Origin of the sequence: Saccharopolyspora phatthalungensis (assembly GCF_014203395.1) — a bacterium.
Lineage (GTDB): Bacteria > Actinomycetota > Actinomycetes > Mycobacteriales > Pseudonocardiaceae > Saccharopolyspora > Saccharopolyspora phatthalungensis.
In genome coordinates this window covers 4,930,027-4,954,118 of record NZ_JACHIW010000001.1, presented here as the reverse complement: position 1 = coordinate 4,954,118, position 24,092 = coordinate 4,930,027, and the positions used below count along the sequence as shown (strand labels likewise).

The 24,092-nt window shown below is 66.1% G+C and carries 14 protein-coding genes; 9 read left to right on the top strand and 5 right to left on the bottom strand.

What is annotated here, in order from left to right; genetic code table 11:
- Window positions 1-76: 76 nt before the first annotated feature.
- The gene (locus tag BJ970_RS22740; RefSeq protein ID WP_184728124.1) at window positions 77-9,325 is read right to left on the bottom strand and encodes a WXG100-like domain-containing protein; all 9,249 of its coding nucleotides are present in this window, start codon (window positions 9,323-9,325) and stop codon (window positions 77-79) included.
- A 318-nt stretch (window positions 9,326-9,643) separates the two neighbouring features.
- Between BJ970_RS22740 and BJ970_RS22735 the strand changes: the two genes are divergently transcribed.
- The 3 genes from BJ970_RS22735 to BJ970_RS22725 all read left to right on the top strand — a co-directional run bounded on the left by BJ970_RS22735 (window position 9,644) and on the right by BJ970_RS22725 (window position 13,389).
- Entirely contained in the window at window positions 9,644-10,384 is a 741-nt protein-coding gene (locus BJ970_RS22735; protein ID WP_184728123.1) for a Crp/Fnr family transcriptional regulator, read from the top strand.
- Window positions 10,385-10,507: 123 nt separating this feature from the next.
- Complete coding sequence (locus BJ970_RS22730; protein ID WP_184728122.1) at window positions 10,508-11,344, top strand: hypothetical protein; 837 nt, start codon at window positions 10,508-10,510, stop codon at window positions 11,342-11,344.
- Window positions 11,341-13,389: a hypothetical protein gene (locus tag BJ970_RS22725; RefSeq protein ID WP_184728121.1), complete on the top strand. Its 2,049-nt coding sequence runs from the start codon at window positions 11,341-11,343 to the stop codon at window positions 13,387-13,389. Before BJ970_RS22730 ends, BJ970_RS22725 begins: the two co-directional genes overlap by 4 nt.
- Window positions 13,390-13,651: 262 nt before the next feature.
- On the opposite strand, the gene BJ970_RS22720 is transcribed toward BJ970_RS22725, so the two are convergent.
- Window positions 13,652-15,577 (bottom strand): helix-turn-helix transcriptional regulator, encoded by a 1,926-nt coding sequence (locus BJ970_RS22720; RefSeq protein ID WP_246470972.1) that lies wholly within the window; start codon window positions 15,575-15,577, stop codon window positions 13,652-13,654.
- Between the two features lie 33 nt (window positions 15,578-15,610).
- On the opposite strand from BJ970_RS22720, the gene BJ970_RS38095 reads away from it, so the two are divergent.
- Window positions 15,611-16,114 (top strand): hypothetical protein, encoded by a 504-nt coding sequence (locus BJ970_RS38095; RefSeq protein WP_246470971.1) that lies wholly within the window; start codon window positions 15,611-15,613, stop codon window positions 16,112-16,114.
- 51 nt (window positions 16,115-16,165) lie between these two features.
- On the opposite strand, the gene BJ970_RS22715 is transcribed toward BJ970_RS38095, so the two are convergent.
- Entirely contained in the window at window positions 16,166-18,256 is a 2,091-nt protein-coding gene (locus tag BJ970_RS22715) for a xanthine dehydrogenase family protein molybdopterin-binding subunit (protein WP_184728119.1), read from the bottom strand.
- A gap of 385 nt (window positions 18,257-18,641) precedes the next feature.
- Between BJ970_RS22715 and BJ970_RS22710 the strand changes: the two genes are divergently transcribed.
- Window positions 18,642-19,463: an alpha/beta fold hydrolase gene (locus tag BJ970_RS22710; protein ID WP_184728118.1), complete on the top strand. Its 822-nt coding sequence runs from the start codon at window positions 18,642-18,644 to the stop codon at window positions 19,461-19,463.
- Window positions 19,464-19,594: 131 nt separating this feature from the next.
- On the opposite strand, the gene BJ970_RS22705 is transcribed toward BJ970_RS22710, so the two are convergent.
- Window positions 19,595-20,461, bottom strand: coding sequence for an SAM-dependent methyltransferase (locus tag BJ970_RS22705; protein ID WP_184728117.1), 867 nt, complete (start codon window positions 20,459-20,461; stop codon window positions 19,595-19,597).
- A 210-nt stretch (window positions 20,462-20,671) separates the two neighbouring features.
- Window positions 20,672-21,208, bottom strand: a complete 537-nt coding sequence (locus BJ970_RS22700) for a helix-turn-helix domain-containing protein (RefSeq protein WP_184728116.1) — start codon at window positions 21,206-21,208, stop codon at window positions 20,672-20,674.
- Between the two features lie 224 nt (window positions 21,209-21,432).
- Here BJ970_RS22700 and BJ970_RS22695 point away from each other — a divergent pair, with 224 nt between their 5' ends.
- The 4 genes from BJ970_RS22695 to BJ970_RS22680 all read left to right on the top strand — a co-directional run bounded on the left by BJ970_RS22695 (window position 21,433) and on the right by BJ970_RS22680 (window position 24,081).
- Entirely contained in the window at window positions 21,433-21,762 is a 330-nt protein-coding gene (locus BJ970_RS22695) for a hydrogenase maturation nickel metallochaperone HypA/HybF (protein ID WP_184728115.1), read from the top strand.
- Between the two features lie 2 nt (window positions 21,763-21,764).
- Window positions 21,765-22,514, top strand: coding sequence for a hydrogenase nickel incorporation protein HypB (hypB, locus tag BJ970_RS22690; RefSeq protein ID WP_184728114.1), 750 nt, complete (start codon window positions 21,765-21,767; stop codon window positions 22,512-22,514).
- Between the two features lie 143 nt (window positions 22,515-22,657).
- Window positions 22,658-22,879 carry a hypothetical protein gene (locus BJ970_RS22685; RefSeq protein ID WP_184728113.1) on the top strand — a complete coding sequence of 74 codons (222 nt, stop codon included), beginning with the start codon at window positions 22,658-22,660 and terminating at the stop codon, window positions 22,877-22,879.
- Window positions 22,880-23,010: 131 nt separating this feature from the next.
- Complete coding sequence (locus BJ970_RS22680) at window positions 23,011-24,081, top strand: NADH-quinone oxidoreductase subunit B family protein (RefSeq protein WP_184728112.1); 1,071 nt, start codon at window positions 23,011-23,013, stop codon at window positions 24,079-24,081.
- Window positions 24,082-24,092: the final 11 nt, after the last annotated feature.

Sequence of the window (24,092 nt, the reverse complement as noted above, 5' to 3'; positions counted from 1 at the left end):
ATCAAGCCGCACCGCAACCAAAGCCACCACATCCTCCAACGACACGCCCGCGTCGCCACGGGCAAACTTCGTCACGTCATCTTCTGCGCCACCCCTGCTCCCGCGAAACCGACCGACTAGCACGACCCTCGCCACTGATCTCAGCAAGCCGCTGGTACCCCCACCCTTCGCTCTTCCCGAACTTCTTCGCCAACTCCGCAGCGGTGCAGTGCTGACCCGCGTCACGCGCGCGACGAGCCTCCGCACGCCCCTCCTCCCGCTCCCGCGCAAACTTCTCCCCCCGCAAAACCGACCGGCTAGCACCACCCTCGCCACTGATCTCAGCAAGCCGCTGCCGTCCCCACTCCTTACTCTTTCCGAACTTCTCCCCCAACTCCGCAGCGGTGTAGGGCTTACCCGCGTCACGCGCACGGCGAGCCTCCGCATGCGCCGCCTCCCGCTCCCGCGCCACCTCCTGCGCCCGCAAAACCGACCAGGTGACATCACCCTCACCCCTGATGTCCGCAGGCTTCTTGCCCAACTCCGCAATGGTGTCTGGCTCGCCCGCGTCATGAGCACGACGAGCCTCGGCGTGCGCCGTCTCGTCGAAGGCCTCCGCATCACCAAGCATCCCGACCGAGTCCACGCCCTCTGGCGACGGAACCACCATCACGTCATCGAATTCCAGCGGCAACCACGCGGCACCTTCGGAGCGCGAGTCCATTTCTCCGGTACCAAGTTCAGCCGTGCCCGTACCGAAGTCCAACAACGCCATTGCATCCGGATTCAGATACCCATCGTTGCCCGCAAGATCCAGACCATCGGCACGCGGCACGTCATCAACACTCCACGCCCACGGCTCCAACCCCGACAAGCCCCCATCGGCCGCCGAGTCACCGCCCGCGTCGAGGCCCGCAACTTCCCGCAAAAACGGGAAATCCTCCTCCGGAGCCGACTCAGCCCACTCCGCACCAGCAAGCCCGGAATCCACCGGCCAGTCAACGGGCCTTTCGCGCACGCGCGCCGTACCCTCATCGACCGAATCCAATCCCCCGACACCGTGATCAGAGGCGTCCGCACCGAAATCGAACCAGTCTGCTTCGTCCGCCCCGGCTCCAGGCACACCACCCCACGGCTCCGCACCCACAACATCACCCCGCGACCATTCCTCGACATCCAACGGATCAAACGGCCACGACGCCGGATCCACGGCCGGCTCGGCACTCATACCACCGAACTCCGCGACCGCAGCCGACTCACCAACCGGCTGCGACCCCGCAACCGCTGACAGGATCCCCGCCGCCGAGACAGCACCCCCAGAACCCGAAGCACCACCCGCGGAAACACCCACCTCATTCCTGACCTCGACAAGCCGCGCATGGCCCCAATACCTGCTCTTGCCGAACTTCTGCCCCAGCGCCACACCGGTGTAGGGCTCCCCCGCATCACGGGCACGACGCGCCTCCGCACGCGCTGCCTCCCGCCTCTGTTCCTGCAAAGCCGACCCGGTCGCACTACTCTCGTCACCGATCTCGGCGAGCCGCCTCCACCCCCACACCGCGTGCTTTCCGAATTTCCCCCCCAACGTCTCACCGGTGTGGGGCTCTCCCGCGTCACGAGCTCGACGCGCCTGCACCCGCGCCTCCTCCCGCAACCGCTCCTCCTCCTGCCCCTGCTCCTGCGAAGCCGACCAGCTCGATCCGCCACCACTCTTGATTTCATCAAGCCGGGCCTTGCCCCATGACTCGGCTTTTCCGAACTTCAGCCCCAGCGCCCGACCGGTGTATGGCTTTCCCGCGTCACGAGCACGACGCGCCTCCACCCGCGCCTCCTCTCGCACTTTCGCCAACTCCTCGTGCTCTGGCCGCATGACCTGTCGGTGCCCGCCGCTGATTTCATCGAGCCGCTCCCGCCCCCACCTCACACTCTTTCCGAACTTTTTCCCCAACGCCGTACCGCTGTAGGGCGCACCCGCGTCACGGGCACGCCCCGCCTCCACCCGCGCCTCTTCCCGCAACCGTTCCCGCTCCCGCATCAGCAGCGTCAGCCGCGTGACACCACCTTCATGCCTGATTTCCACGAGCCGCTGGTGTCCCCACTGTTTACTCTTCCCGAACTTCTTCGCCAATGTATTAGCGGTGTGCGGCTCCCCCGCGTCACGAGCACGCCGCGCCTCCGCACGCCCCGCCTCGATCAACAACTCTTCATTCGCCCGCCGCTCTGGCGCATTTACCACCCCAGGCCCAGGCCCCGCCGGCCTGCGCGTCGCACCCTCATCGACCGAACCACCGCCACGACGCCGCTTACGGACACTGCTCTCACCGACCGAGCCGATCCCGCCAGCACCACGACCAGCCGCGGCCACACCCTCTGCCGGCCCACCCACCGCATTTCTGGCCTCGGCACTCTCACTCCTGATCTCATCAAGCCGATTCTTACCCCACGCCACGCTCTTTCCGAATCTCTGCCCCAGCGCCTTAGCCGTGTAAGGCTCGCCCGCGTGATGGGCACGCCGCGCCTCCACGCGCGCATTCTCCCGTGCCCTCGCCCACCTCTCCAACCGCAAAGCCCGCCGAGGCACACCACTAATTTCCACATTTCGCCGTTGCCCCCACGCCTTGCTTCTCCCGAACTTCGTCCCCAACGCCGCATCGCTGTCGGGCTTACCCGCGTCCCGAGCACGACGCGCCTGCACACGCGCCGACTTCCGCAACCGGCCCTGCTTCCCCAAAGCCTCCCGAGTGACACCATCCTCTGCGCTGATCTCATCAAGCAACTGCCGTCCCGACGCGGCACTCTTCCCGTACTTTTCGCCCAACGTCTCACCGTTATGGCGCTCTCCCATGTCGAGAGCACGACGCGCCCGCAACCGCGCCGACTCCCGCAACCGCGCCGGCTCCTGAACCTGCAAAGCCGCCCGAGTGACACGAGGCTCAGCCTTGATTTCGGCAAGCCGATCCTGACCCCACGCTGTGCGCTTTCCGAACTTCTTCGCCAATGTCTCAGCGGTGTGAGGCTCCCCGGCGTCGCGAGCACGACGCGCCTCCACCCGCGCCGCCTCATTCAACAACTCCGCACTCACCCGCTGCCCTGCCGCATCCACCACGCCCTCACCAGGCCCCACCGGCCTGCGCGCCGCACCCTCATCGACCGAACCACCCGCACGCCGCCGCTTACGGCCAGCGTTCAACAACTTCGCACTATCCAGCCGTTCTGCCGCCTGCGGATCCGGCCCCGCCCCGGCACGAACCCCGAATCCCGTGCCTTGCGTACCAAGCCTGCCCGCCAACTCCCGGGAAAACCGCACCGCCTCATCACGACCCACCTCATCAACCCGCACCGCAACCAAAACCAACACATCGTCCAAGGACGCACCCGAGTGCCCACGCGCCAGCGTCACGACATCATGCGTGCCTTGCACGATCCACCTCGCCACATCAGGGGGCCCACCCACCGAGCGAGCCCGCTCAACCTCGCGACGAAGATCCGACTCCGTCCACTCCGCTACCACCACATCCCCCACCGGGACACCACCCGCAGAACCCGAAGTATCACCCGCAGAACCACTCACCTCCTGATCTCGCACGACCGGCCGGGTCGTACCACCCTCGCCTTTGATCTCGGCAATCCGGTCCCGCCCCCACTCCCTACTCATCCCGAACCTCGCCCCCAACGCCTCACCGCTGTAAGGCTCACCCGCGTCACGAGCGCGCCGCGCCTCCGCCCGCGCCTCTTCCCGCAACCGCTCCCCTTCCTGCCGCTGCCAGTCCGACCAGGTCACACCACCCTCGTCCTTGATCTCCGCAAGCCGCCGCTGTCCCCACTCCCTGCTCTTCCCGAACTTCTTCCCCAACGCCGCACCGGCGTAGGGCTCACCCTCGTCCCGAGCGCGCCGCGCCTCCACCCGCGCCGTCTCGTTCAGCGATTCCGCACGCTCCGGCCGCTCGGCCGAGTCCACCGATCCCGGTACCGAATCGACCGCCGCGGCATCCGGCTCCCCCGCCAACCGTGCGCTACCGTCAGCGGCCGAATCCTTTCCTCCGACACCCGCCGTCTCCGCGGCAAAATCCAACGACGCCCATTGGCCTGGGTGCAGATACTCCTGGCCAGTCCCCACATCCCGAGCACCCGAATCCGGCACGCCATCAAGCGTCCACGGCGCAATCGCCGGAAAGCCGCCACCCCCCGAACGGTCGGCGACCGTTCCACCGGCCCGATCTCCGCCCGTTGCTTCCTCGGAGACCGGGACCTCCGGCTGTGGACCCGGCCCCGCTGCCGCACGAATCCCAAAACCCGTCCCTTGCGTACCGAGGCTGGCCGCCAACTCCCGGGAAAACCACACCGCCCCATCACGACCCAGCTCAGCAACCTTCGCCGCAACCAAAACCACCACATCATCCAACGACATACCCGCCTCATCCCGCGCCAACGCCACCACATCATGCGTACCCTGCACAATCCGCATCGCAACATCACGCGACCCACCCACCAACCGAGCCCGTCCCACCTCACGCCGCAAATCCGACTCCGACCACCCCGCCACGCCAACCGACCGCTCAGCGGCAACCTCAGCCACCAACGCGACACCCCCCGCCGGCACACCACTCCCAGAACCCGCAGAACCACCCACCTCACCCTCGATCTCACGAAGCCGTGACCGACCCCACCCCCTGCTCTTTCCGAACTTCTTCCCCAACGCCGCACCGCTGTAGGGCTCGCCCGCGTCACGAGCCCGACGCGCCTCCGCGCGCCCCGCCTCCCGCTCCTGCTCCTGCGAATCCGGCCCAGTCGCACCACCTCCACCCCTGATCTCCGCAAGCCGGGCAATACCCCATGACTCACTCTTTCCGAACTTCCTCGCCAACGCGGCACCGCTGTAGGGCTCGCCCGCATCCCGAGCACGCCGCGCCTCGACCCGCGCCTCCTCCCGCAACCGCTCCCTCTCCTGGCCCCGCAAACCCGGCGTGGTCCCACCACCCTCACCACTGATCTCCGCTAGCCGGGCCCTACCTCCCGACTCGCTCATTCCGATTTTCTCCCCCACCGCCTCAGCGGAGTAAAGCTCACCCGCATCCCGAGCACGACCTGCCGCTATTCGCCCCGCCTCCCGCGACCCCTCCCTCTCCTCCCGCCGGGAACCAGACCAGCTCACGTCGCCTTCATCCTTGATTTCGGCAAGTCGGTGCCAGCCCCAGGCCTGGCTCTTTCCGAACTTCTTCCCCAACGCACCACTGGTGTAGGGCTCACCCGCGTCACGAGCACGACGCGCCTCGACGCGTGCCGCCTCCCGCTCTTTCGCCCACCCCTGCCCCTGCAAAGCCTGCCGTGACACACCCGCCTCACGCGTGATCTCAAAAAGCCGGTCCCTACCCCACGACGCACTCTTCCCGAACTTCTTCCCCAACACCGCAGGGGTGTAAGGCTCACCCGCATCCCGAGCACGACGCGCCTCCGCCCGCCCGGCCTCCCGCAATCGCTCCACTTCCCGCGCTTGCACAGCCGACCAGCTCGCACCGCCTTCAGCCCTGATTTCGGCAAGTCGCTGCCCGCCCCATGTCTGGCTCTTTCCGAACTTCTCCCCCAACGCCACTGCTGAATAGGGCTCACCCGCGTCACGAGCACGACGCGCTTCCGCACGCGCCGCCTCGTTCAACAGCCTTGCAATACCCGCCTTTTCGCCCGCGCTCACCGCTTCCGGCGCCGGGTCAACCGCGGCGTCGCCGGGATCCACCGGCAACCGTGCAGCACCTTCGGCAACCGAACCCATTCCCGCGACATCACGATCAGCCGCATCCGCGATAGGACCGAACAACCCCGTTTCATCCGGATTCAGAGACCCCCAGCTAGCCGCCAGATCCCCAGCACCCGCACCCAGAACGCCATCAACACCCCACCACCACGACTCAACCCCCGACAAGCCCAAACCACCGCCCGCAGTGCTCTCCAGAAACTCCGGCAGAATCGGGAATTCCACCTCCGCACCCGGCCGACCCGCACTACCCAACCCCGCATCCACCCCGACACCAGTGGGCCCCACCGGCCTGCGCATCGCACCCTCATCGTCGAAGTCACCGCCACGCCCCCGCTTACGGCCACTACCTTCACCGCTCGAACCCACTCCGCCAAAACCACGATCAGCCGCGTCGCCACCGAAACCGAACAACCCAGCATCTTCCGGCCGCGACCTCAACCCGCCACCCCACACCAAATCCGGCGCAGACTCGACGGCCGGATCAAGCACCCACCCCATCGGAACACCCGAGAACCCGTCATCCGCAACTCCCCCGGACTCCTCCACCCCCGAATCCGACCCCGCACCCGCACGAACACCCAACCCCGTCCCCTCCGTGCCAAGCCTGGCCGCCAACTCCCGGGAAAACCGCACTGCCTCAGCACGCCCCACCTCCTCCGCCCGCGCCGCAACCAAAGCCACCACATCATCAAGCGACACACCCACACCACCACCCACCAGCGCCAGCACATCATGCGTGCCCCGCACAATCTCCACCGCAACATCACGCGACCCGCCCACCGGCCGAGCCCGCTCGACCGCCCTACGCGGATCCGACTCCGTCCACTCAGCCACACCGTTCGAAGCCGGTTGTTCCTCGGCATGGCTCCGCATGCGCGATTCAGTCGTGTCGGTAGCTGTGGAATCAGTTCCCGCCGATGCCGTCTCAGCTTTCTCCGCCTCGGCCGGTCCCGCAACCACGCTCTCGACCGGGCCTTCGGGAACAGCAGTCGACGAACTCGCCAGACCATCCAGCCCGTCACGCCCTTGGCTGGCCTGCCGATGGGTCGCAATCCAGCCGGGCCCGCCCACCGGGCGGGGACGGGAGCCGTCGGCAGCGAAGCCCATCCACCGCTGACCACGCCAGCCACTCCCCGGCATCAACGCGACAACATCACGCCCCACCTCGCGCGCCACCCGCGACGCCTGTGCAGACGACACCACCGGAGCACCCGAATCCTCCCCCGACACCAACACCACCGGACCACCCACATCCCCCACCCGGCCCCGCACGAACCCCACGACCCCACCGTTGGACACCACCTCCGCCGGCACCGACACCCGCACCGCATCCGCAGGCAACCCCACCAGCCCCGCACCCAACGGACCACCCGAAGCCACCGCCCCAGACGAATCCGGCGGCACTGCCGACTGCGACGCACCGTCGCCCAAACGGCCCGCATCCGCATGTCCCGCAACCGAATCCGCTCCGGCAGACACTTCAGGAACGGCTGATCCATCCCACACCCGCCCGTATCCAGGAACTATGGCTTCGCCGCCGGTATCCGCAACCACCCCAGCCACCGGAGTATGCCCCAGAGCCACGACCTCCGAAAGCGGATCGGACACATCAGTGGTGCGGGTCAACGGGCTTTCAGTGGAAGAGTCGCCGACCTGGAATTGCGGCGCCACCGCTCGCACATCGCCTACAGCCTTTTGGCTGTCCATTGGGGAGTTTCCCGCGGCGCGATAGTAATCTCGGCGCGGCGAATCAAAACGGGATTCCCGAACTCTGTCCTTGCCGTCAGGACGCACCATCGCGTCTACATTGGACAAGTCCGCATCCGGATTCGACGCCGTTTGGTTATCGCCAGCAACCGGGTACGCCGAGGGTGTACCAGCTCGGGTTCGCGCCGCCGCGAGCGCACCATCAGACATCGACGAACCGTCCCGGTGCTCCTCCGGGCTTTCCATACCAGGCGTGTCAGGCCTGGCATTACCGTCACGTCGCGGCGAACCGGCATGGGAATCACCCACCGTGGCACCATTGTCAGAACCCAGTGAGCCGCCCCGGTACTCACCGATGCTCTCCACACGCGACGATGCGACATCGGCACGGACATCGCCGGTAACCGCGCTATACGCAGGAGGCATACCGGCAAGGGAATCCCCCTCCCGGGCCGCACCATCGGAACCCTGGGAACCGACGCGGACGGGGCCATCTGCCTGAGGCGAACTGTAGGGGGGTGGCGGCGTGCCGGGCCTGTCCTGATCCCGCAGCGCAGCCTGCGCAATGACATCACCCTCATGCCACGACAACGGCGCGTTGTCCTGCCGCGCCTCACGCGCGCCGGCCTTGGCGTCCTGCCCCACCACGGCATCGATATCCGCTGCCCTAGCCACGCCACTGGACGTGACGCTGCTCGGGGAGCCGGGTTTCTCGGTGAACGTCTCCGCAAAGCCGGGCTTTTCGCTCGTCTGTGACCCGGAATCGGCCCCTAGCTCCTGGGCAGTGTCGGTGTTGGTGGAGTTCTTCTCTCCGCCAGTGGTGTCCCGGGCCCCGTCGGCCGGAATCAACTGGCCCCGCAGCGCTAGGCCGATCAGGTTCCCGATACCCGAACCGATCGCCTCCGACACCCCGGCGGTAAACGAGAACGGGTTCCACTGCGCCCCCTGGCCGCTGATCGCGCCGTACCCGGCCTCGCCGAGCATTTCGGTCAGGCCCTCTTCCAGCGATTCGCCCAGGCCGTGACCGAACCGGGCCACCCACATCGCCCGCACCGACATACCCGTGTAATCCTCTAGGTTCTTGGAGACCACATCGGCGAATCTCGCCATCAACGCCACCGGGTACTGCTCCGCATGCTCCTCAGCCACCTGCCTCGCCGCCGCCGCCAACACCTCAGCATCGATCTTGTCGCCCAGACCCCGCACCAACACCTTGGTGATCGCGTTGCCGACCACATTGCCCAGCGCCGAGAGCGGCACCGCCAGCAGCCCGCTGAACGAGCCGACCCCCACCGCCATCTTCGACATCGCCGCATCCCACTTCTCGCGCGTCCCCAACGCGAACTGCAACCCCTGCGCCCCCGCATCCATCACCACCTGCAACCCGATGCCCACCACCTGAGCCATCGCCAGCCGTATGAACAACTGCCCCCACCACCGGGTCAGCAACAACCGCATCACCGCAAACCGTGCCGCCAACCACGCCATACTCGCCCCACCAGTAGGCCCCGCCATCGCCACCGCCCACGCCACCTCCGCCACCAGCAACAACAACCCACCCACCGTCACAAACTTCAAATACTGCACCTGTACCGCCAAATTCCGCACAAACCCCGCCAACTCCCGCAAACCCACACCACCCGCCTCCAACACCGGACCAAACGCCCCCAGCCGCTGCGCGAACCGATCCGCCGCCTTACCCGAAAACCCACCCCGCACCCGCCCCACCACATCCCCCACCTCCGGGCCCAACACCTCCACCATCGCCGCACCCGACTCCAACGCCGCCGCCACCGCGAACAACGCATCCTCATCCGCATCCGTCATATCCTCACCCGTCAATACCTGAAAAAGCCGCCGTACCTCCTCCGGCACCAGCACAGACACGCGAAAACTCCCACCCAGCTACCCACGCGGACTAGACCGACACGACCATTAAGCCGGTAGTATGAGCCAGCTATACACCCCGGTAAAACCAGGACCCCACTCACGCAGCAACTAGGTGCGTTCAGGCAGCAAGATTGGGAAACAAGGGTTTTTCGGTTGCGCCAGCGACCCTTTGAGGGTAAGGGTCTGTTGCTGTGGGGGGTTCATGTCCCTTGAACGCGACGGTGATGGTCCCCGGCGGCCATCCGCCGGGGACAATGCTGGCCTGGGCGTTCCCGCCACGGTGACCTAGACAACCTGATCTCTGGGAGGTCCGTATTGGACGGTCACACCGCAGCGCCCGCCTCCAGAAACGGAGACGACAACGTCGGATACGCGCTCGCCCGCGGCACGTTCATCAAAAAGGCAGGAAAGCGGGTCTGGGCCGAGCTTCGCGAGCTAGGCACTCAGCTGCATTTCGACCGCAACGAGATGCTCATCGCCGTCGGCGCACCGAGTGACCACGCGCTCCTCATCGAACATGGGCTGGTCAAGGTCCTCCTGCCAGGGAAAGGCCGGGAACTGGTCGCGGGGATCTACGGCCCGGGGGAGTTGATGGGCGAGGAGGGCGTGTTGTTCTCCGAACCCCGTAGCGCCACCTTGGTGGCGCACACGCGAGGTGCGGCGACTCGGGTCCCTGGTCGCCTGTTCCGGCACTACCTGGACCGGAATCCGGCGGTTCTGGGCGCGCTTTACGGCATTCTTCGGGACCGCCTCCGCAAGGCGGACCACCGCCAGCTGAGCCTTGTCTTCCAAGACGTTTCGACCCGGGTCGCGCGCCAGCTGCTCGCATGGTCCGAAACGCTCGGCATCACGACAGCCGACGGCGTGGTCATCAGCGGATTGAGCCGCAAAGACCTTTCTCAGTGCATCGGCGCCGGCGAGACCACGGTCGACGCGGTGCTGAAGGACTTCACTTCCCGTGGCTTGGTGCGCACCCACTGGCGGAAGTACGTGCTTCCGTCGCCGCAGCACCTGCTCGATCATGCCACCAGGGAGGATCACAGTCACTCACAGTGATCGCGTGAACACGGCTGATTCCCTGGAACAAGGGAGATTCGGCCACGCACGTCGGCCAAACTTCGTTCAGCCCAATGCGATGAACGGAGTCGTACCTTGTCCGGAACGCCCGAGCCTGCCTTGATGCCCGAGCACAGCGCGCTTCTCGCAGTAGACATGATCGGGTCGGGAAGCAGCCGACCCGAACACCTCAGCAGCATCCCCGAATTGGTCGGTGACCTGACCCAGGCAGCACTACGCGCTGTCGGGCTCAGCAGCGCTACCGCCCAGGACGACCAGTTCACCGGGGACGGGTTCCTGCGCGCGTATCCGAGCAGGCTCCTGCCGACGCTGGTCGACATGGTCAGCGTGCTCGACGAGCTCCTGGCCGCGCACAACAGATCCGCGAAGCCCGAGATCCGGCTCCGCGTCGCCGTGCATCTGGGCCCGTTGCCGGCCGATCGCGGCTTCTACCGCCCGAATATCGACGTCAGCCGACTGCTCGGCGCGGCCGCGTTCAAGCAGGTCGTCCACCATTGCCGGAAGCACATCACCGCGGACACCTTTACGACTGCGCTCATCCTCTCCGACAGCGCCTACAAGACGGTGTTCGAGGGAGACTACACGCGCGTGATCACTCGCAACGAGTTCGCACCCTTACTGATCACGAACAACGAGTTCAACGAGCATTCGTGGGTCCGCGTCACCGGAGTCCACCCGACCCAGATCAGCAGCATCCCGCTCAAGGACGAACCGGCTCCGGTGCCACCGGAGGAATCCACCGCGACGCTGGGCAACGCTCCCGGCGAGCGTTCGATCAGCAACGGCGGACCAGTTCGGGGAAACCAGGTCACCGGAGACGGCAACACCTTCTACACGACTCCCAACCTCAACGTGAGCAACTACGTCGGCGGGACGAACACCGGAGTCCAGACCGGCACGTTCAATGGAAACCTCAACCAGGGCGAAGAACGACGATGACCGCTACGACCGAGCGACCCGAACAGCGCGCCGACGCGCCTGACGCATCCTCCGGTGAGTCCGCCCAGCAGCCGGCTTCGACGAGCAACGCCGCCGAGCACAACAAAGGAGTGCAATCCGGCACCTTCAACGGGAACTACAACGTCTACAACTGGTACGCGGAATCCAGGAAACCTCAGCTCGACGACCGCCGAATCTCCGACGAGGAGATCGTGCGCGCCCGGGAGCACTTCGTCGAGCGCCCGGGGTTTGGGGAAGCGTTGGCGACCTTGCGGCGCAATCGCCTGCTGTTCCTTTTAGGCAAAGGGGCGGGGAGATCGCTGGCGAGCATCCGCCTGCTGGACGAGTGCGCGGTCAGGTCGATATCGCGGCTCAGCGAGCGCCGGTCGTTCGACAGCCTCGCGGGAGCCGACCTCGAACCCGGATGTGGGTACATCTGGGAAGGGCTGGACACCGAGTGGCAGGACGAGATCACACCGGCCTCCGTCGACCGAGCCACGGCCTGGGCGACCAAGCACAACTGCTTCGTCGTCGTGATCGTGGACTACGCCGTCAGCTCTGACCTGAGGAAGTACGCAGAGCGTCTAGGCCGCCCGAACCCCGTCGATGTTGCGCTAGCCGTACTGCGGTCCCAGCTTGGACTGAACCCGGACAGGGCCGAAGAAGTCCTCGACTCCGACTTCCGGGAGCGGCTGCCCGGTGACTCGGCCCCGAACGACGCCGAGTTCGTCGCGATACGTGCTTGGGAAGTCGACACGGGCAAGCGGAACAAAGCCGAGGCGTTGGAGGAAGCCTCCCAGGACCTCCGCAAGTCCGTGACCTCGTGGTTCCGGCTGGACCGGAGCCCGATCGAGTACGCGATGCTCGTGGCGATCTCGGTGTTCGAAAACCGGGACTACGACGACGTCATCGCTTCCGCTGAAGAGCTCGAGAACATGATCTATCAGCAGGACCAAGGCAAGAGCGTCGCTTCGCGGAAGATCTTCGAATTCAGCAAGACGCGGATCCTGTTCAGCTTGAGCGCCACGATCACCCCGCATCGGCACACTGACGGGCGAGGACTGCACAAGGAAACGGTGCACTTCCGGCGGTCCGGTTGGGCGCAAGAGGCGTTCCGGCGAGCGTGGAGTGAGTACGACCTCCTGCGCCCGGTTGTCGTGGATTGGATGGCCAAGCAAGCCAAGAACGGCTTTCAGTGGTACTGCGCGAAGGCGCTCCACGACGTCCTGGTCAACGTGCCGCACAGCAATCCGGTGGCGCACGTCGACGCGCTCGCGGGCAAACAGTCTCCGGACGCCAACGAATTGGCCGCTGAGCTGCTGGGACGACTTGCGGGGGATCCCCAGACGAGACACGTCGTCGCGCCGACGCTGCGCGAGTGGTGTGCTAGCTCGCGCGACTTCCACCGCAAGTGGACGGCTGCCTTGGTCTACGCGACCGATTATGGGCTGCGCCAGCCCGAGGTGGCACTGCAGGAACTGGAGAAAATCGCACGAACAAACGCCAACCTGAACTCCGCAGTCGGCAAAGGGATCATTTCACTGCTCGACGAGCCTGCGAACCGTGCGCTCGTGCTTCGCGCGCTGCAACAGTGGACGCGCCCGGACGCCGCCGATCTCGATGACGACGAGCAGCGTGCGAATCTGCGTGCCGTCGGGCTCGACTGCGCGCAGGCGGCCCTCGGACTCGCCCACGACACTAGCTATCTTCGGTCGCTCCGCGCCAGCGACGCCTTCGGAGATCCGGACCCACGACCGGTGGCCAAGCTCTTCCGGCGCCTGTTCCAGGACGAACGAACACGCGACAAGTCCCTGCACACGTTGCTCGACCTCAGCGATGACAGCGCGGACAACCCGACGAGCGACGAAGCCAGGGGACTCGCGCAGCTCGTCTTCACCGTCGCGCCCGATCTGCACCGGACAACAGCCCACCCGCTCTTCGAGCATTGGAAGAAGATCTTCCCCGGCAACGCCCGGAGGATCGATCGCGCGTTCACGACGCTGCAACTCCTGCACCAGATGTACAGCCCGCATCCCGAACGGTAACTGCCCAAAGCCGCAGGGGGCGCTTCCCATCACGCCCGTAGGGGCGGCTCTAGCCCCACACAGCCAGCTTGCGTACTGAGGACAGCATCGCGTACCTGACCAGATCTCGATCAACACTATCGACAGCGAACAAGCGGTAAGCACGGGCAGGGGCAGCTCGACCTGGCGACGAGAGCTCCGGGCCACAGGCCCCTTCGGCGGCCGGACTGAACCCCTTGCCGCCCCCGGAGGCTCCTCGTTGTCGCATCGTCGGTTTGTGGGATCAAATCTGTTCAGAAGTCTCGCCTGCCATCCATGCGGCGATCTGAGTTCGTGAGGTAAAACCGAGCTTGGTCAAGATATGTTCGACATGAGCCTCCACGGTTCGCTGCGATATCAAGAGCTTGACCGCGATCTCCTTGTTCTGCAGTCCTCGTGCCATCAGCGCCGCGACCTCGTGTTCACGCTTGGTCAGCGTCGGCTGGGAGGCGGGACTGGCGCCTGTCGAACCCGTGGGTTTTACGCCGAGCGCTTGAGCGGCGAGCGCTTCCGGAGTCATCTCGGAACCTGCTCGGAGAAGAGCCTCGTAATCCTGGTCGCCCAGCGCGGCCCGGGCGGCTGCCCGATTGTGCTCACGCTGGGTCAGCAGAGCTTGGAAACCAAACAACGGTGTGCCGATCGGCTTCCACAGCTTTTCGGCAGCGCCGAAAAGCACAGCCGCCCGCTTCGGGTCGTCCTCGGCGATTGCCACCCAAGCCAGCAGTTCGACGCAGAACGGGACGCCCAATTGATCGCCGAGATCGAGTTTTTGCTGGAGCGATTCCCGGAGTAGTGCGCGGGCGATCTGGTGCTCACCGGCGAGCCACCGTGCCAACCCGAGCGTCCACCGCGTCCACGACCGCGCCCAGCGCTCGCCCAGCCTGGCGCAGACAGCTTCGCCCTCTTTGTCCAGGGCAAGCGCACCCTCGGTGTCCCCGAGTATGCCGGCCGCGATGATCCGTTGGGGGAAAAAGAACAACGCCGGCGCGGTCCAGGAATCCCAGTCGCTAAAGCGCGTGAACGCCTCGTCCAGCAACTGCACAGCGCGCGGGAGATTGTTGCTGAACAGCTCGATTTCGCCGATCCGTTGAAGGGCGTGCGCCAATGCGCCCGGGTCTCCCAGCAACTGCGCGAGGTCGTAACACTCGCGGCCCAATGCCCTGGCGTCGCTGGTCCTACCTTGAAGAACGCTGGCCCACGAGTCGATCCACAAGGCTCTTGCGCGTTCTCGGCTTGCTTCTTGGTCCGCCTTCAACACTCGATCGAGCCAGTAGTGACCTTCGCGGACGAAGCCGCAGGCGATCCAATAGAACCACAGGGCGGATGCCAAGCGCAGGCCTTCCCTCCCTTCTCCAGGCACCACGAAGCAGTAGTCGAGTGCTTTCCGCAGATTGGCTCGTTCGACCCGCAGGCGCTCGGCCCACTCGTACTGCCCCGGACCGCACGAGTTCGCGTCGGCCTGTTCGGCCAGATGCAGGTAGTAGTCGCGGTGCCGGCGGCACAGCGCCAGCGTTTCCCCAGCCTCGTCCAGCCGCTCTTGCCCGTACTGGCGAATCGTCTCCAGGACCCGGTAGCGCGCTCCGAGCGCATTCTCCTCTCTTGTCAGGATGGACTTGTCAACCAGCCCGAAAACAGCATTCAACACGTCGCTTGCAGACAGGCCCGCGCCAGCACATACGTTCTCCGCCGCAGCCAGGTCGAAGTCACCGGCAAACACAGAGCACCTCGCCCACAGCAGCCGTTCCGGCTCCAAGCAAAGGTCGAAGCTCCACTCGACAGCCCCCCGCAGCGTTTGGTGGCGCTGTTCGGCTGTGCGACTGCCGGCCGCCAGTAGCGCGAACCGGTCCTGCAACCGGTCAAGGATCTGGTCCACGGACAGCGCCCGCATCCGCACAACGGCCAGTTCGATCGCCAACGGCAGACCGTCCAACCGTCGGCACAAGCGCGCAACTGCCTGCTCGTTGTCCTTGTTCAGGGTGAACCCCGGAAGGATCGCAGCCGCTCGTTCTTCAAACAACGCCAGCGCGTCATACGGCCCAGCCGGTAGCTCCGGGCCAGCGTCATCCGGCGGAACGGCCAGCGGCGGAACGGGCCAGACATACTCACCGCTGATAGCGAGCGGTTCACGACTGGTGGCCAGCACGAACAGGTTCGGGACTTCCGCGAGCAACCGCGCTACGAGCCTGGCGGTCCGTTCCACCACATGCTCACAGTTGTCCAGGACGACCAGGATGTGCTTGTCGACCAGAAAGTCAGCCAGCACCGTCCCGGGGTCGCGGCCCGACTGGTCGCGTATGTCCAGCGCGGCAGCCACGGCTTCTTCGACCAACCCGGGGCCCCCGAGTTCGGCGAGCTCAACCAGCCACACACCGTCGGGGAAGGCCCGGTGAAGGCTGTCTGCGACATGGAGGGCCAGCCGAGACTTACCCACACCGCCGGGGCCGGTCAGGGTGACCAGCCGGGAGTCGGAGAGCGCGCGCTTCACCTCAAGCGTGGCGCGCCGCCGACCCACAAAACTCGTCCTACTGATCGGCAAACGCCCGGCGTTCGCGGTGATTCCGATCTTGGTACTCATCACATTCCCGCCTACAACGTGCAAAGAGGAGCATGCGCTGTCTGCGGCGCGCCCGCCGGACAGGGACGTGGGGATCACGATGCGTTCCGGAACCATGGGCCCGACCTCGGGCTCGGACCGGCGTCCATATGAGGCGTCAGCACTCCCTGCCTGGGCGCTCCGCTGAGATCGGCGGGCCCGCTCTCAGGAGAGCAGCTTGTCGAGCGTGATCGGCAGATCCCGCACGCGTATCCCGGTGGCGTGGTGTGCGGCGTTCGCGATCGCTGCCGCGGTCCCGACGATGCCCAGCTCGCCGATGCCCTTGGTACCCAAGGGGTTGACGTACGGGTCGTCCTCGTGGAGGAAGTCGACCTCGATCGTGCCGACGTCCGCGTTGGTTGCGATGTGGTAGGTGGCGAAATCGTGGTTGACCACGTGCCCGAACCGGGGGTCGACGAAGCCCGCTTCGTGCAGGGCCATCGACAGTCCCATGGTCATGCCTCCGAGCAGTTGGGAGCGGGCGGTCGTCGGGTTGATGATGCGGCCCGCGGCGAAGATCCCGAGCAGACGGGGTACTCGGATCTCGCCGCTGTCCTCGCGAACCCATACCTCGGCGAACTGCGCCCCGAAGCTGTGCATCGCGTACTCGCCTTCGTACGGAGTGCCCGTGTCCGTGCCGATGGCCTCGAGTCCCTCCTCCGGGACTCCGCCGGTTTCCAGGCGTTCGCGCAATTCGCGGGCGCCGTTGTGGATGGCCGTGCCCCAGCAGCCCAGGCCGACCGACCCACCGGCCGGCGCGGCTCCGGGCAGCGCCGAGTCCCCGATCTGCAGCTCGACCTCCTCGAACGGCGCCCCGAGTTCGTCGGCGGCGAGCTGGCGCAGCGCCGTCCAGGTACCGGTACCGATGTCCATCGCGGCGATCTGCACGACGTAACGCCCATTGGGCGCGACCGCGACTCGTGCCGACGACCCTGGTATCCGGAACACCGGGTAGGTCGATGCGGCCACCCCGGTGCCCACCAGCCAGCCGTTCTGGCGCCGGACGCCCGGGGTGGGTTCGCGGTGTGCCCAGTCGAACCGGCGGGCGCCTTCGAGCAGGCATGACACGAGGCTTCGGCTTGAATAGGGCAGTCCGGTTTCGGGATCGAGTTCCGGCTCGTTGCGGATCCGGAACTCGACGGGGTCGAGATCGCACGCGATAGCCATCTCGTCCATCGCCGATTCGAGCGCGAACATGCCGGGGGCTTCCCCCGGCGCGCGCATGAACGTCAGCGGCGGGATGTCCAAGGCCACCAGACGGTGCGTCGTGCGACGACTGGGGGCGGCGTACATCGTCCGGGTGCACACCGCCGTCTGCTCCGCGAATTCCTTGAACCGTGGGGATTCCTCGATCACGTCGTGGCTGATCGCCGCCAGCCCGCCCTCGGTGTCGGCGCCGAGCCGGATCCGCTGCGCAGTGGCGGTCCGGGAGCCCACCACGCTGAACATCTGATGGCGGGTCAACGCCAGCTTGACCGGTCTACTCGCGACGAGCTTCGCGGCCATCGCGGCCAGGACCACGTTCCCGTGCGGCGTGACCTTGGCACCGAATCCACCGCCGACGTGCGGGGCGATGACGTGCACCTGCTCGGGAGCGAGCCCGAACAGCGGGGCCACCGCGTGCTGAATCATGGTCACGCCCTGCGTGGCGTCGTAGAGGGTGAGTTCGTCCTCGTACCAGACGGCGATGGTGGCGTGTGGTTCCAGCGGGTTGTTGATCTCGGGCGGCGTCGTGTAGGTCTCGTCGAGCGTCACGGCCGCCGAGGCCAGCGCGGCCTCGACATCCCCCTCGTCGGTGTCGGTGGCGAAGGAGGGGTTGATGTGGTCGGGGGCGTAGAGGTCGTCGCGGTCGACCCTGAAATCGGCGTCGTGCGGTTCCGGCTGGTATTGGATGCGGACCAGGCTTGCGGCGTGGCGAGCGGTCTCCAGGGTTTCGGCGATGATGCCGCCGACGAACTGGCCGCGGAAGGCTATTCGGTCCGATTGCAGGATCGCCAGCTCGGGATCGTCGCCTGGAGCCAGCTCGGGTGCGTTCTCGTGAGTGAATACCGTGAGGACCCCTTCTTCGGCCAGCGCGGCGCTGGCATCGACGGAGGTCACGCGCCCGGCCGCGATGGGCGCCTGTAGGGGAAACAGGTAGGCCGGGCGGTGGACGGGCTGTTCGAACGCATACCGCGCTTGACCGCGGACCTTCTCGCCGCCTTCGACCCGGCTGATCGCCTGACCGACGGAGCGGGTCAAGGTGGTCGTGGTCATCGTTGTCCCTCCGCCAGCTCCAGCAGCGTGTGGGTGATGAGGTTGCGTGCCAGGGGCGCCTGGAAGGCATTGCCCGGCAGCTATCCGCAGCTTTCGCTCGGTCCCAGTGATCTCCGCCGCCGCGACCAGGTTCCGTCAGGTTCGGCCGACCGCCATGGCTGTCTGTAGAGGCGAAAGACCTCGTCATCGGCACCGACAGGGCTGCCAACCTGTATCCGGTGCAGGCCACGGCGGTGTGGGCCTGGAGACGTCCGAGAACGCCCGCCATGTCACGAGCCTGGTCCGGTTGCACTCCAAGGAACGCCTTATAAGGTCGAACTGTGCTCCCGACCGGCAAAGAACACCCCGTGCCCAGATAAGGCAGTTCAGGAGGAGAGATCGCGCCATGAGTTGGATCGCTACCAAGGACGGAACCACTATCTACTACAAAGACTGGGGCAAGGGCCCGGTGGTGACGTTTTCGCACGGCTGGCCGCTGAACGCAGACGCCTGGGACGGCCAGATGCTCTTCCTCGTGCAAAACGGCTTCCGCGTGGTCGCGCACGACCGTCGCGGCCACGGTCGGTCAAGCCAGCCCTCTGACGGGAACGACATGGACGGCTACGCCGACGATCTCGCTGCCGTGATCGAGGCGCTCGACCTTCGGGAGGCCACGCTCGTTGGACATTCCACCGGCGGGGGCGAAGTCGCCCGCTACATTGGACGCCACGGGACGAGCCGAGTCGCCAAAGCAGTCCTCGTCTCCGCGGTGCCGCCGATCATGCTGAAGTCAGCGGCAAATCCAGAGGGCCTGCCGATCGAGGTGTTCGACGACCTGCGGAGCGGCATCGCCGAAGACCGATCGCGGTTCTACCAGGACCTGGCGATCCAGTTCTACGGTGCGAATAGAGCGGGCGCCGAGGTCTCGCAGGGGCTACTGGATCAGTTCTGGCTCTGGAGCATGCAGGCGGGCCTGAAAAACGCCTACGAAAGCATCAAGGCCTTCTCGGAGACCGATTTCACCGATGACCTCCGTCAGATCGACGTCCCAACCCTGGTCCTGCACGGCGAGGACGACCAGATCGTTCCCGTCAAGGACTCGGCAAAGAAATCGGCCAAGCTCATCAAGGGCGCACAGGAAATCTACTATCCGGGCGCGCCGCACGGCCTGACGGCCACGCACCAGGATCAAGTCAACGCCGACCTGCTGAACTTCCTCCGAGGCTAGCCCTCGCCCGCCCGGGACAAACGTGGCCAGCACACACGCTGACGCTCGGCAGCAGGAGGAAACCGGGCCACGGTCTGTAACCCCAGTCCACAAGAGACAGTTACCGGCGAGAACCGGGAATGCAGATGCGGTCAGCTCTTCTCGGCGCTCACGGACAACTCCACTTCCGATGCCGACAGCCACCGCCGGTTGGGAACCAGGTAGCGGGTGGCGAACTCGCGAGGACCGGCCTGCTCTACCTCGCGCCAACCGTATTCGGTGAGGAACCCTCCGACTTGGGCCGGGTCCAGCCCGAAATGCCACAGCCGCCGTCGGCTCACGTATTCCCGGTAGGCCGCCTCGGCGCCGTAGAACTCGCACCCGTCGAGGAAGTCCTTGCGGACGTAGGTGAACACGAGCCGACTGCCGGACGCTGCGGTCGCCAGGAAGCGGAAAGTCGCGCGGACCGCCGTTTCGGACAGGTACTGGCTGACCGCCTCCCAGACGAAGAAGGTCTTCTCCCCTGGCCGGTAGCCGTGCGAGAGGAGCACTTCCCCCAGGCTTTCGGCCTGGAAGTCGATCGGGACCAGCGTGACGTGATCGGGAACCCTGCCGAACAGCTTCTCCAGCACCGACCGCTTGCGGTTGATGTTCTCCGGAAGGTCGACCTCGTAAACAGGCGTGCCGGCCAGCCACGGAAACCGGTAGGCCCGGGTGTCGAACCCGGCTCCGAGGATTACCACGGCACCAATCTCCTCGTCCACCGCGCCGCGAAGTTTGTCATCGATGTAGCGCTTGCGGCACACCATGCTCGCCCACAACCCCGGAAACTTCCGTTCCACCGCGCGGATCATCAAGCGTCGAACCGGGCGCACGCGGTTCACCGCGACGATCGGCCTCACACCGGCAGGCAGGACCCGGTACGCCAACGAGTCCACCACCAGGGGAACGTCCTCGTACTGGTCGATGGCCACGATCGCCATCGGCGCCACCGCAGTCCGCGCAACCTGACTGCTCATTGTGATGCGCTCCTGGACGAACGAAACGATCTCGATTCATTGATCACCACGGGAACCACCCCAGCCAACCAGCCCGCTGACCTGTGCTCGCGTGCATCGCCAGCGGTCTGTTACGAGCTACGGCGAACTTCGAATCCACGTCCCCTCCCCAGTGCTGTCCGAACAAGTGCGCGACCCGGCAAAAACCGAGAAACCGCAGGACCAAGCGTGTCATGGTGCCCAGACTTTCGAGACGAGCAGCCGCGGTCTGCTCCAACAGCCGCGTGCGATTCGCGCCGAACTGGCCTGCCTCCGGTGCTCCAAGCCGTCGTAAAGCAACTCACCCAGCGAATTGTCCGCCGCGACGTTGAGCCAGCGATCCACTAAAATGGCCGGCACCGCAAACGAGTCGAGCAAGCGCTGTAGGGCACCCAACCGTTCCTGCCCGAGACGTTCGCCCGACTCTCCCGTCTCGCCGGCGGTGGCGAGCTCACCAAGGTAGTTCGCCGCGGCAGGTTCGAGCAGCAACGCCGCAGACAACCCGTCTATCACTGTGCGCGAAGGGCGCCGTTCCCTGCCCTGCTCCAGGCGGATGTAGTAATCCGTGCTGATTCCGGCCAGCATGGCAACCTCATCCCGGCGCAGGCCCAGCACTTGGCGCGCACCGCCCGGCTCAAGCCCATGGTGCTCCGGACGCACCTGTTGACGTCGGGCACGCAAGAACTTTGCCAGCGGCCCACCTCGCGAGTCTGCTTTGAAAGAAGCCACGGCTACGAAGGTAGGCCACCTGCCTTAAGCGCCGGGTATGAGTGAGACACCTACCTGACTTGGGGTGTGGTGGCTGGTGTGGATCACGGTCGACTCCCCGCTCCAGATCACCGATCCTGCGGGCGGCGATCAGCGCCTGGCTCTGGTACTCGGCGCAGCGCACCGGTGCCGCGGGCGGCATAGCGGACTAGTGTGGATACACCTGCTATCGAAGCCGGTGTGCGATGCACGAGTTGGCCATCACCCAGGGCGTCGTCGAGGCGATCAGCCATCGGATCGGCGAGGGCCGAGTCGTCGCCGTTCGGTTGCAGATCGGCAAGTCCTCTGGGGTGGTGGCCGATTCGGTGCGGTTCTGCTTCGGTCCGGTCACCGAGGGAACGATTCTCGAAGGCGCTCGGCTGGACATCGACGAACCGGTGGGCCAATGCTGCTGCCGGACCTGTGGTGAGGTGTTCGAGCCCGATCCGCGATTCGCGCTGTGCGCTTGCGGGAGCGCTGATGTTGAGGTGCGAAGCGGTCAGGAACTGCGCATCTTGTCAGTGGAGGTGGTGTGACGATGTGCGACACGTGCGGCTGTTCCGATTCCGGGGTGCGGGTCGTGCGATTCCCGCACCGCTCCGGCGAAGCGGGCCATGTCCACGGGCACACTGCTCCGGCGCGCACGGTCGTGTTGGAGGAGCCGATCCTGGCCAAGAACGACGAACTGGCGGCGCGGAACCGGTCATGGTTCGAGCAGCAGGGGATCACCGCGGTCAACCTGATGAGCTCGCCGGGCGCGGGTAAGACGACGCTGCTGGTGCGCACGATCGAGGACCTGGCCGTTCGGGGGCTCCGGATCGGAGTCGTGGAAGGTGACCAGGAGACGCTGCTCGACACCGAGCGCATCAGCGCCACCGGCTGCGACGTCGTCCAGATCAACACCGGCGCGGGCTGCCACCTCGACGCGGAAATGCTGGCCAGCGGAGTGCGCTCGCTCGATCCCGCCGCCGGCTCCGTGGTGTTCGTCGAGAACGTCGGCAACCTCGTGTGCCCGGCGTTGTTCGACCTGGGTGAGAGCGCGCGAGTGGTGCTCATGTCGGTCACCGAGGGCGAGGACAAGCCGCTGAAGTACCCGCACATGTTCCGCTCCGCCGACCTGGTGGTCCTCACCAAGACCGACCTCCTGCCGTATGTGGAGTTCGATCCCGGCCACTGCCTCGCGCATGCGCGCCGAGTCAACCCCGCTCTCGGCATGATCGAGGTATCGGCGACCCGCGGCCGGGGGCTGGAGGCCTGGTACGACTGGCTCGCCGCGCGCCGCGCCTGACGCCCGCCTGCCTTGGGCGGGACCTCGCGGTCGCTACGACACCGTAGTCACCCGCAGGTCGCGGCGAATTCGGGACGGATTCGAATGGCGATCAGGTCCACGGGTGAGGACGATAAAGGGGTCTGTTCGTGGTCGGAGGCGTGATGAGAGCGAAAGGCGCGCTCCTCGTGCTCGGCGGAGCCGCGGGCGCCGCGGCCTATCTGTCGCGGGCGGAGCTGAACCGGTACTTTAGGATTCTGCGGATGTCGCACGACCCGGCACTGGTCGGGGTTAGCGTGACACCGCAGGGAAACGAGGCTGCGCTGGGGCAGTCCAGTGAGCAGCGGCGGCGCAACCGTCAGGCCGCCAGCGTCACCGCCGATTGAGTGGCGGAAAGAATCGGAAATTCCTGGAATTCCCGAGTGAACGGCTGGTTCCGGGGATTGCGCGACGCATCGGATGCGTCCGCAATGTGGCGGAACCGGCGCGAATTCGAAGGTGGAAAGGCGGGTTGGCCATGTCCACCACGCCTACGCAGTCGCAGGCTCCGCAGGAGACCGGCGACGAGGTTCTCCACGTTCTCTGGATCAACGCGGGGCTGAGCTGCGACGGGGACTCGGTCGCACTGACCGCGGCCACCCAGCCCAGCATCGAGGAGATCGTACTCGGCGCGCTGCCGGGCTTACCGAAGATCCAGGTGCATTGGCCGCTGATCGATTTCGAATGCGGTCCGGAGCAGGGTGCCGACACGTTCATCGAGTGGTGGCACAAGGCCGACCGCGGCGAGTTGGAGCCCTTCGTACTGGTTGTGGAGGGCTCGATCCCCAACGAGGCCATCAAGGACGAGGGCTACTGGTGCGGCTTCGGAAACAACCCCGCGACCGGCCAGCCCATGACGACCTCGGAGTGGTTGGACCGGCTGGCGCCCAAGGCCACGGCGATCGTCGCGGCGGGCACCTGCGCCACCTACGGCGGCATCCACGCGATGGCGGGCAACCCGACCGGGGCGATGGGGGTGCCGGACTATCTGGGCTGGCAGTGGAAGTCCAAGGCGGGGCTGCCGATCGTGTGCGTTCCGGGCTGCCCGATCCAGCCGGACAACCTGTCCGAGACCCTGGTCTACCTGCTGTATCAGGTCGCGGGGCAGGCGCCGATGATCCCGCTCGACGACGCCCTGCGCCCGCAGTGGTTGTTCGGTGCCACCGTGCACGAGGGCTGCGACCGGGCCGGGTACTACGAGCAGGGTGACTTCGCCACCGAGTACGGCTCGCCCAAGTGCCTGGTCAAGCTCGGCTGCTGGGGTCCGGTCGTGAAGTGCAACGTGCCCAAGCGCGGGTGGATGAACGGCATCGGCGGCTGCCCGAATGTCGGTGGCATCTGCATCGCCTGCACGATGCCCGGTTTCCCGGACAAGTTCATGCCCTTCATGGACGAGCCCCCGGGCAGCAAGGTGTCGACGACCGTGAGTTCGGTGTACGGAAGGACGATCCGGCGGCTGCGGCGCATCACCGAGAAGTCGGTCGACCAAGAGCCGCAGTGGCGCAGCAGGGGCAAGCAGCTGACCACCGGCTTCAGCAAGACCTGGTGAGCTACCTCGAT

Excerpts from the sequence above, each read along its gene's own strand:
- BJ970_RS22695 (WP_184728115.1), top strand. The coding sequence starts at position 21,433 with ATGCACGAGTTGGCCATCACCCAGGGCGTCGTCGAGGCGATCAGCCAT.
- BJ970_RS22725 (WP_184728121.1), top strand. The coding sequence starts at position 11,341 with ATGACCGCTACGACCGAGCGACCCGAACAGCGCGCCGACGCGCCTGAC.
- BJ970_RS22730 (WP_184728122.1), top strand. The coding sequence starts at position 10,508 with ATGCCCGAGCACAGCGCGCTTCTCGCAGTAGACATGATCGGGTCGGGA.
- BJ970_RS22710 (WP_184728118.1), top strand. The coding sequence starts at position 18,642 with ATGAGTTGGATCGCTACCAAGGACGGAACCACTATCTACTACAAAGAC.
- BJ970_RS22680 (WP_184728112.1), top strand. The coding sequence starts at position 23,011 with ATGTCCACCACGCCTACGCAGTCGCAGGCTCCGCAGGAGACCGGCGAC.
- hypB (WP_184728114.1), top strand. The coding sequence starts at position 21,765 with ATGTGCGACACGTGCGGCTGTTCCGATTCCGGGGTGCGGGTCGTGCGA.
- BJ970_RS22715 (WP_184728119.1), bottom strand. The coding sequence starts at position 18,256 with ATGACCACGACCACCTTGACCCGCTCCGTCGGTCAGGCGATCAGCCGG.
- BJ970_RS38095 (WP_246470971.1), top strand. The coding sequence starts at position 15,611 with ATGCTCACAGTTGTCCAGGACGACCAGGATGTGCTTGTCGACCAGAAA.
- BJ970_RS22705 (WP_184728117.1), bottom strand. The coding sequence starts at position 20,461 with ATGAGCAGTCAGGTTGCGCGGACTGCGGTGGCGCCGATGGCGATCGTG.
- BJ970_RS22685 (WP_184728113.1), top strand. The coding sequence starts at position 22,658 with ATGAGAGCGAAAGGCGCGCTCCTCGTGCTCGGCGGAGCCGCGGGCGCC.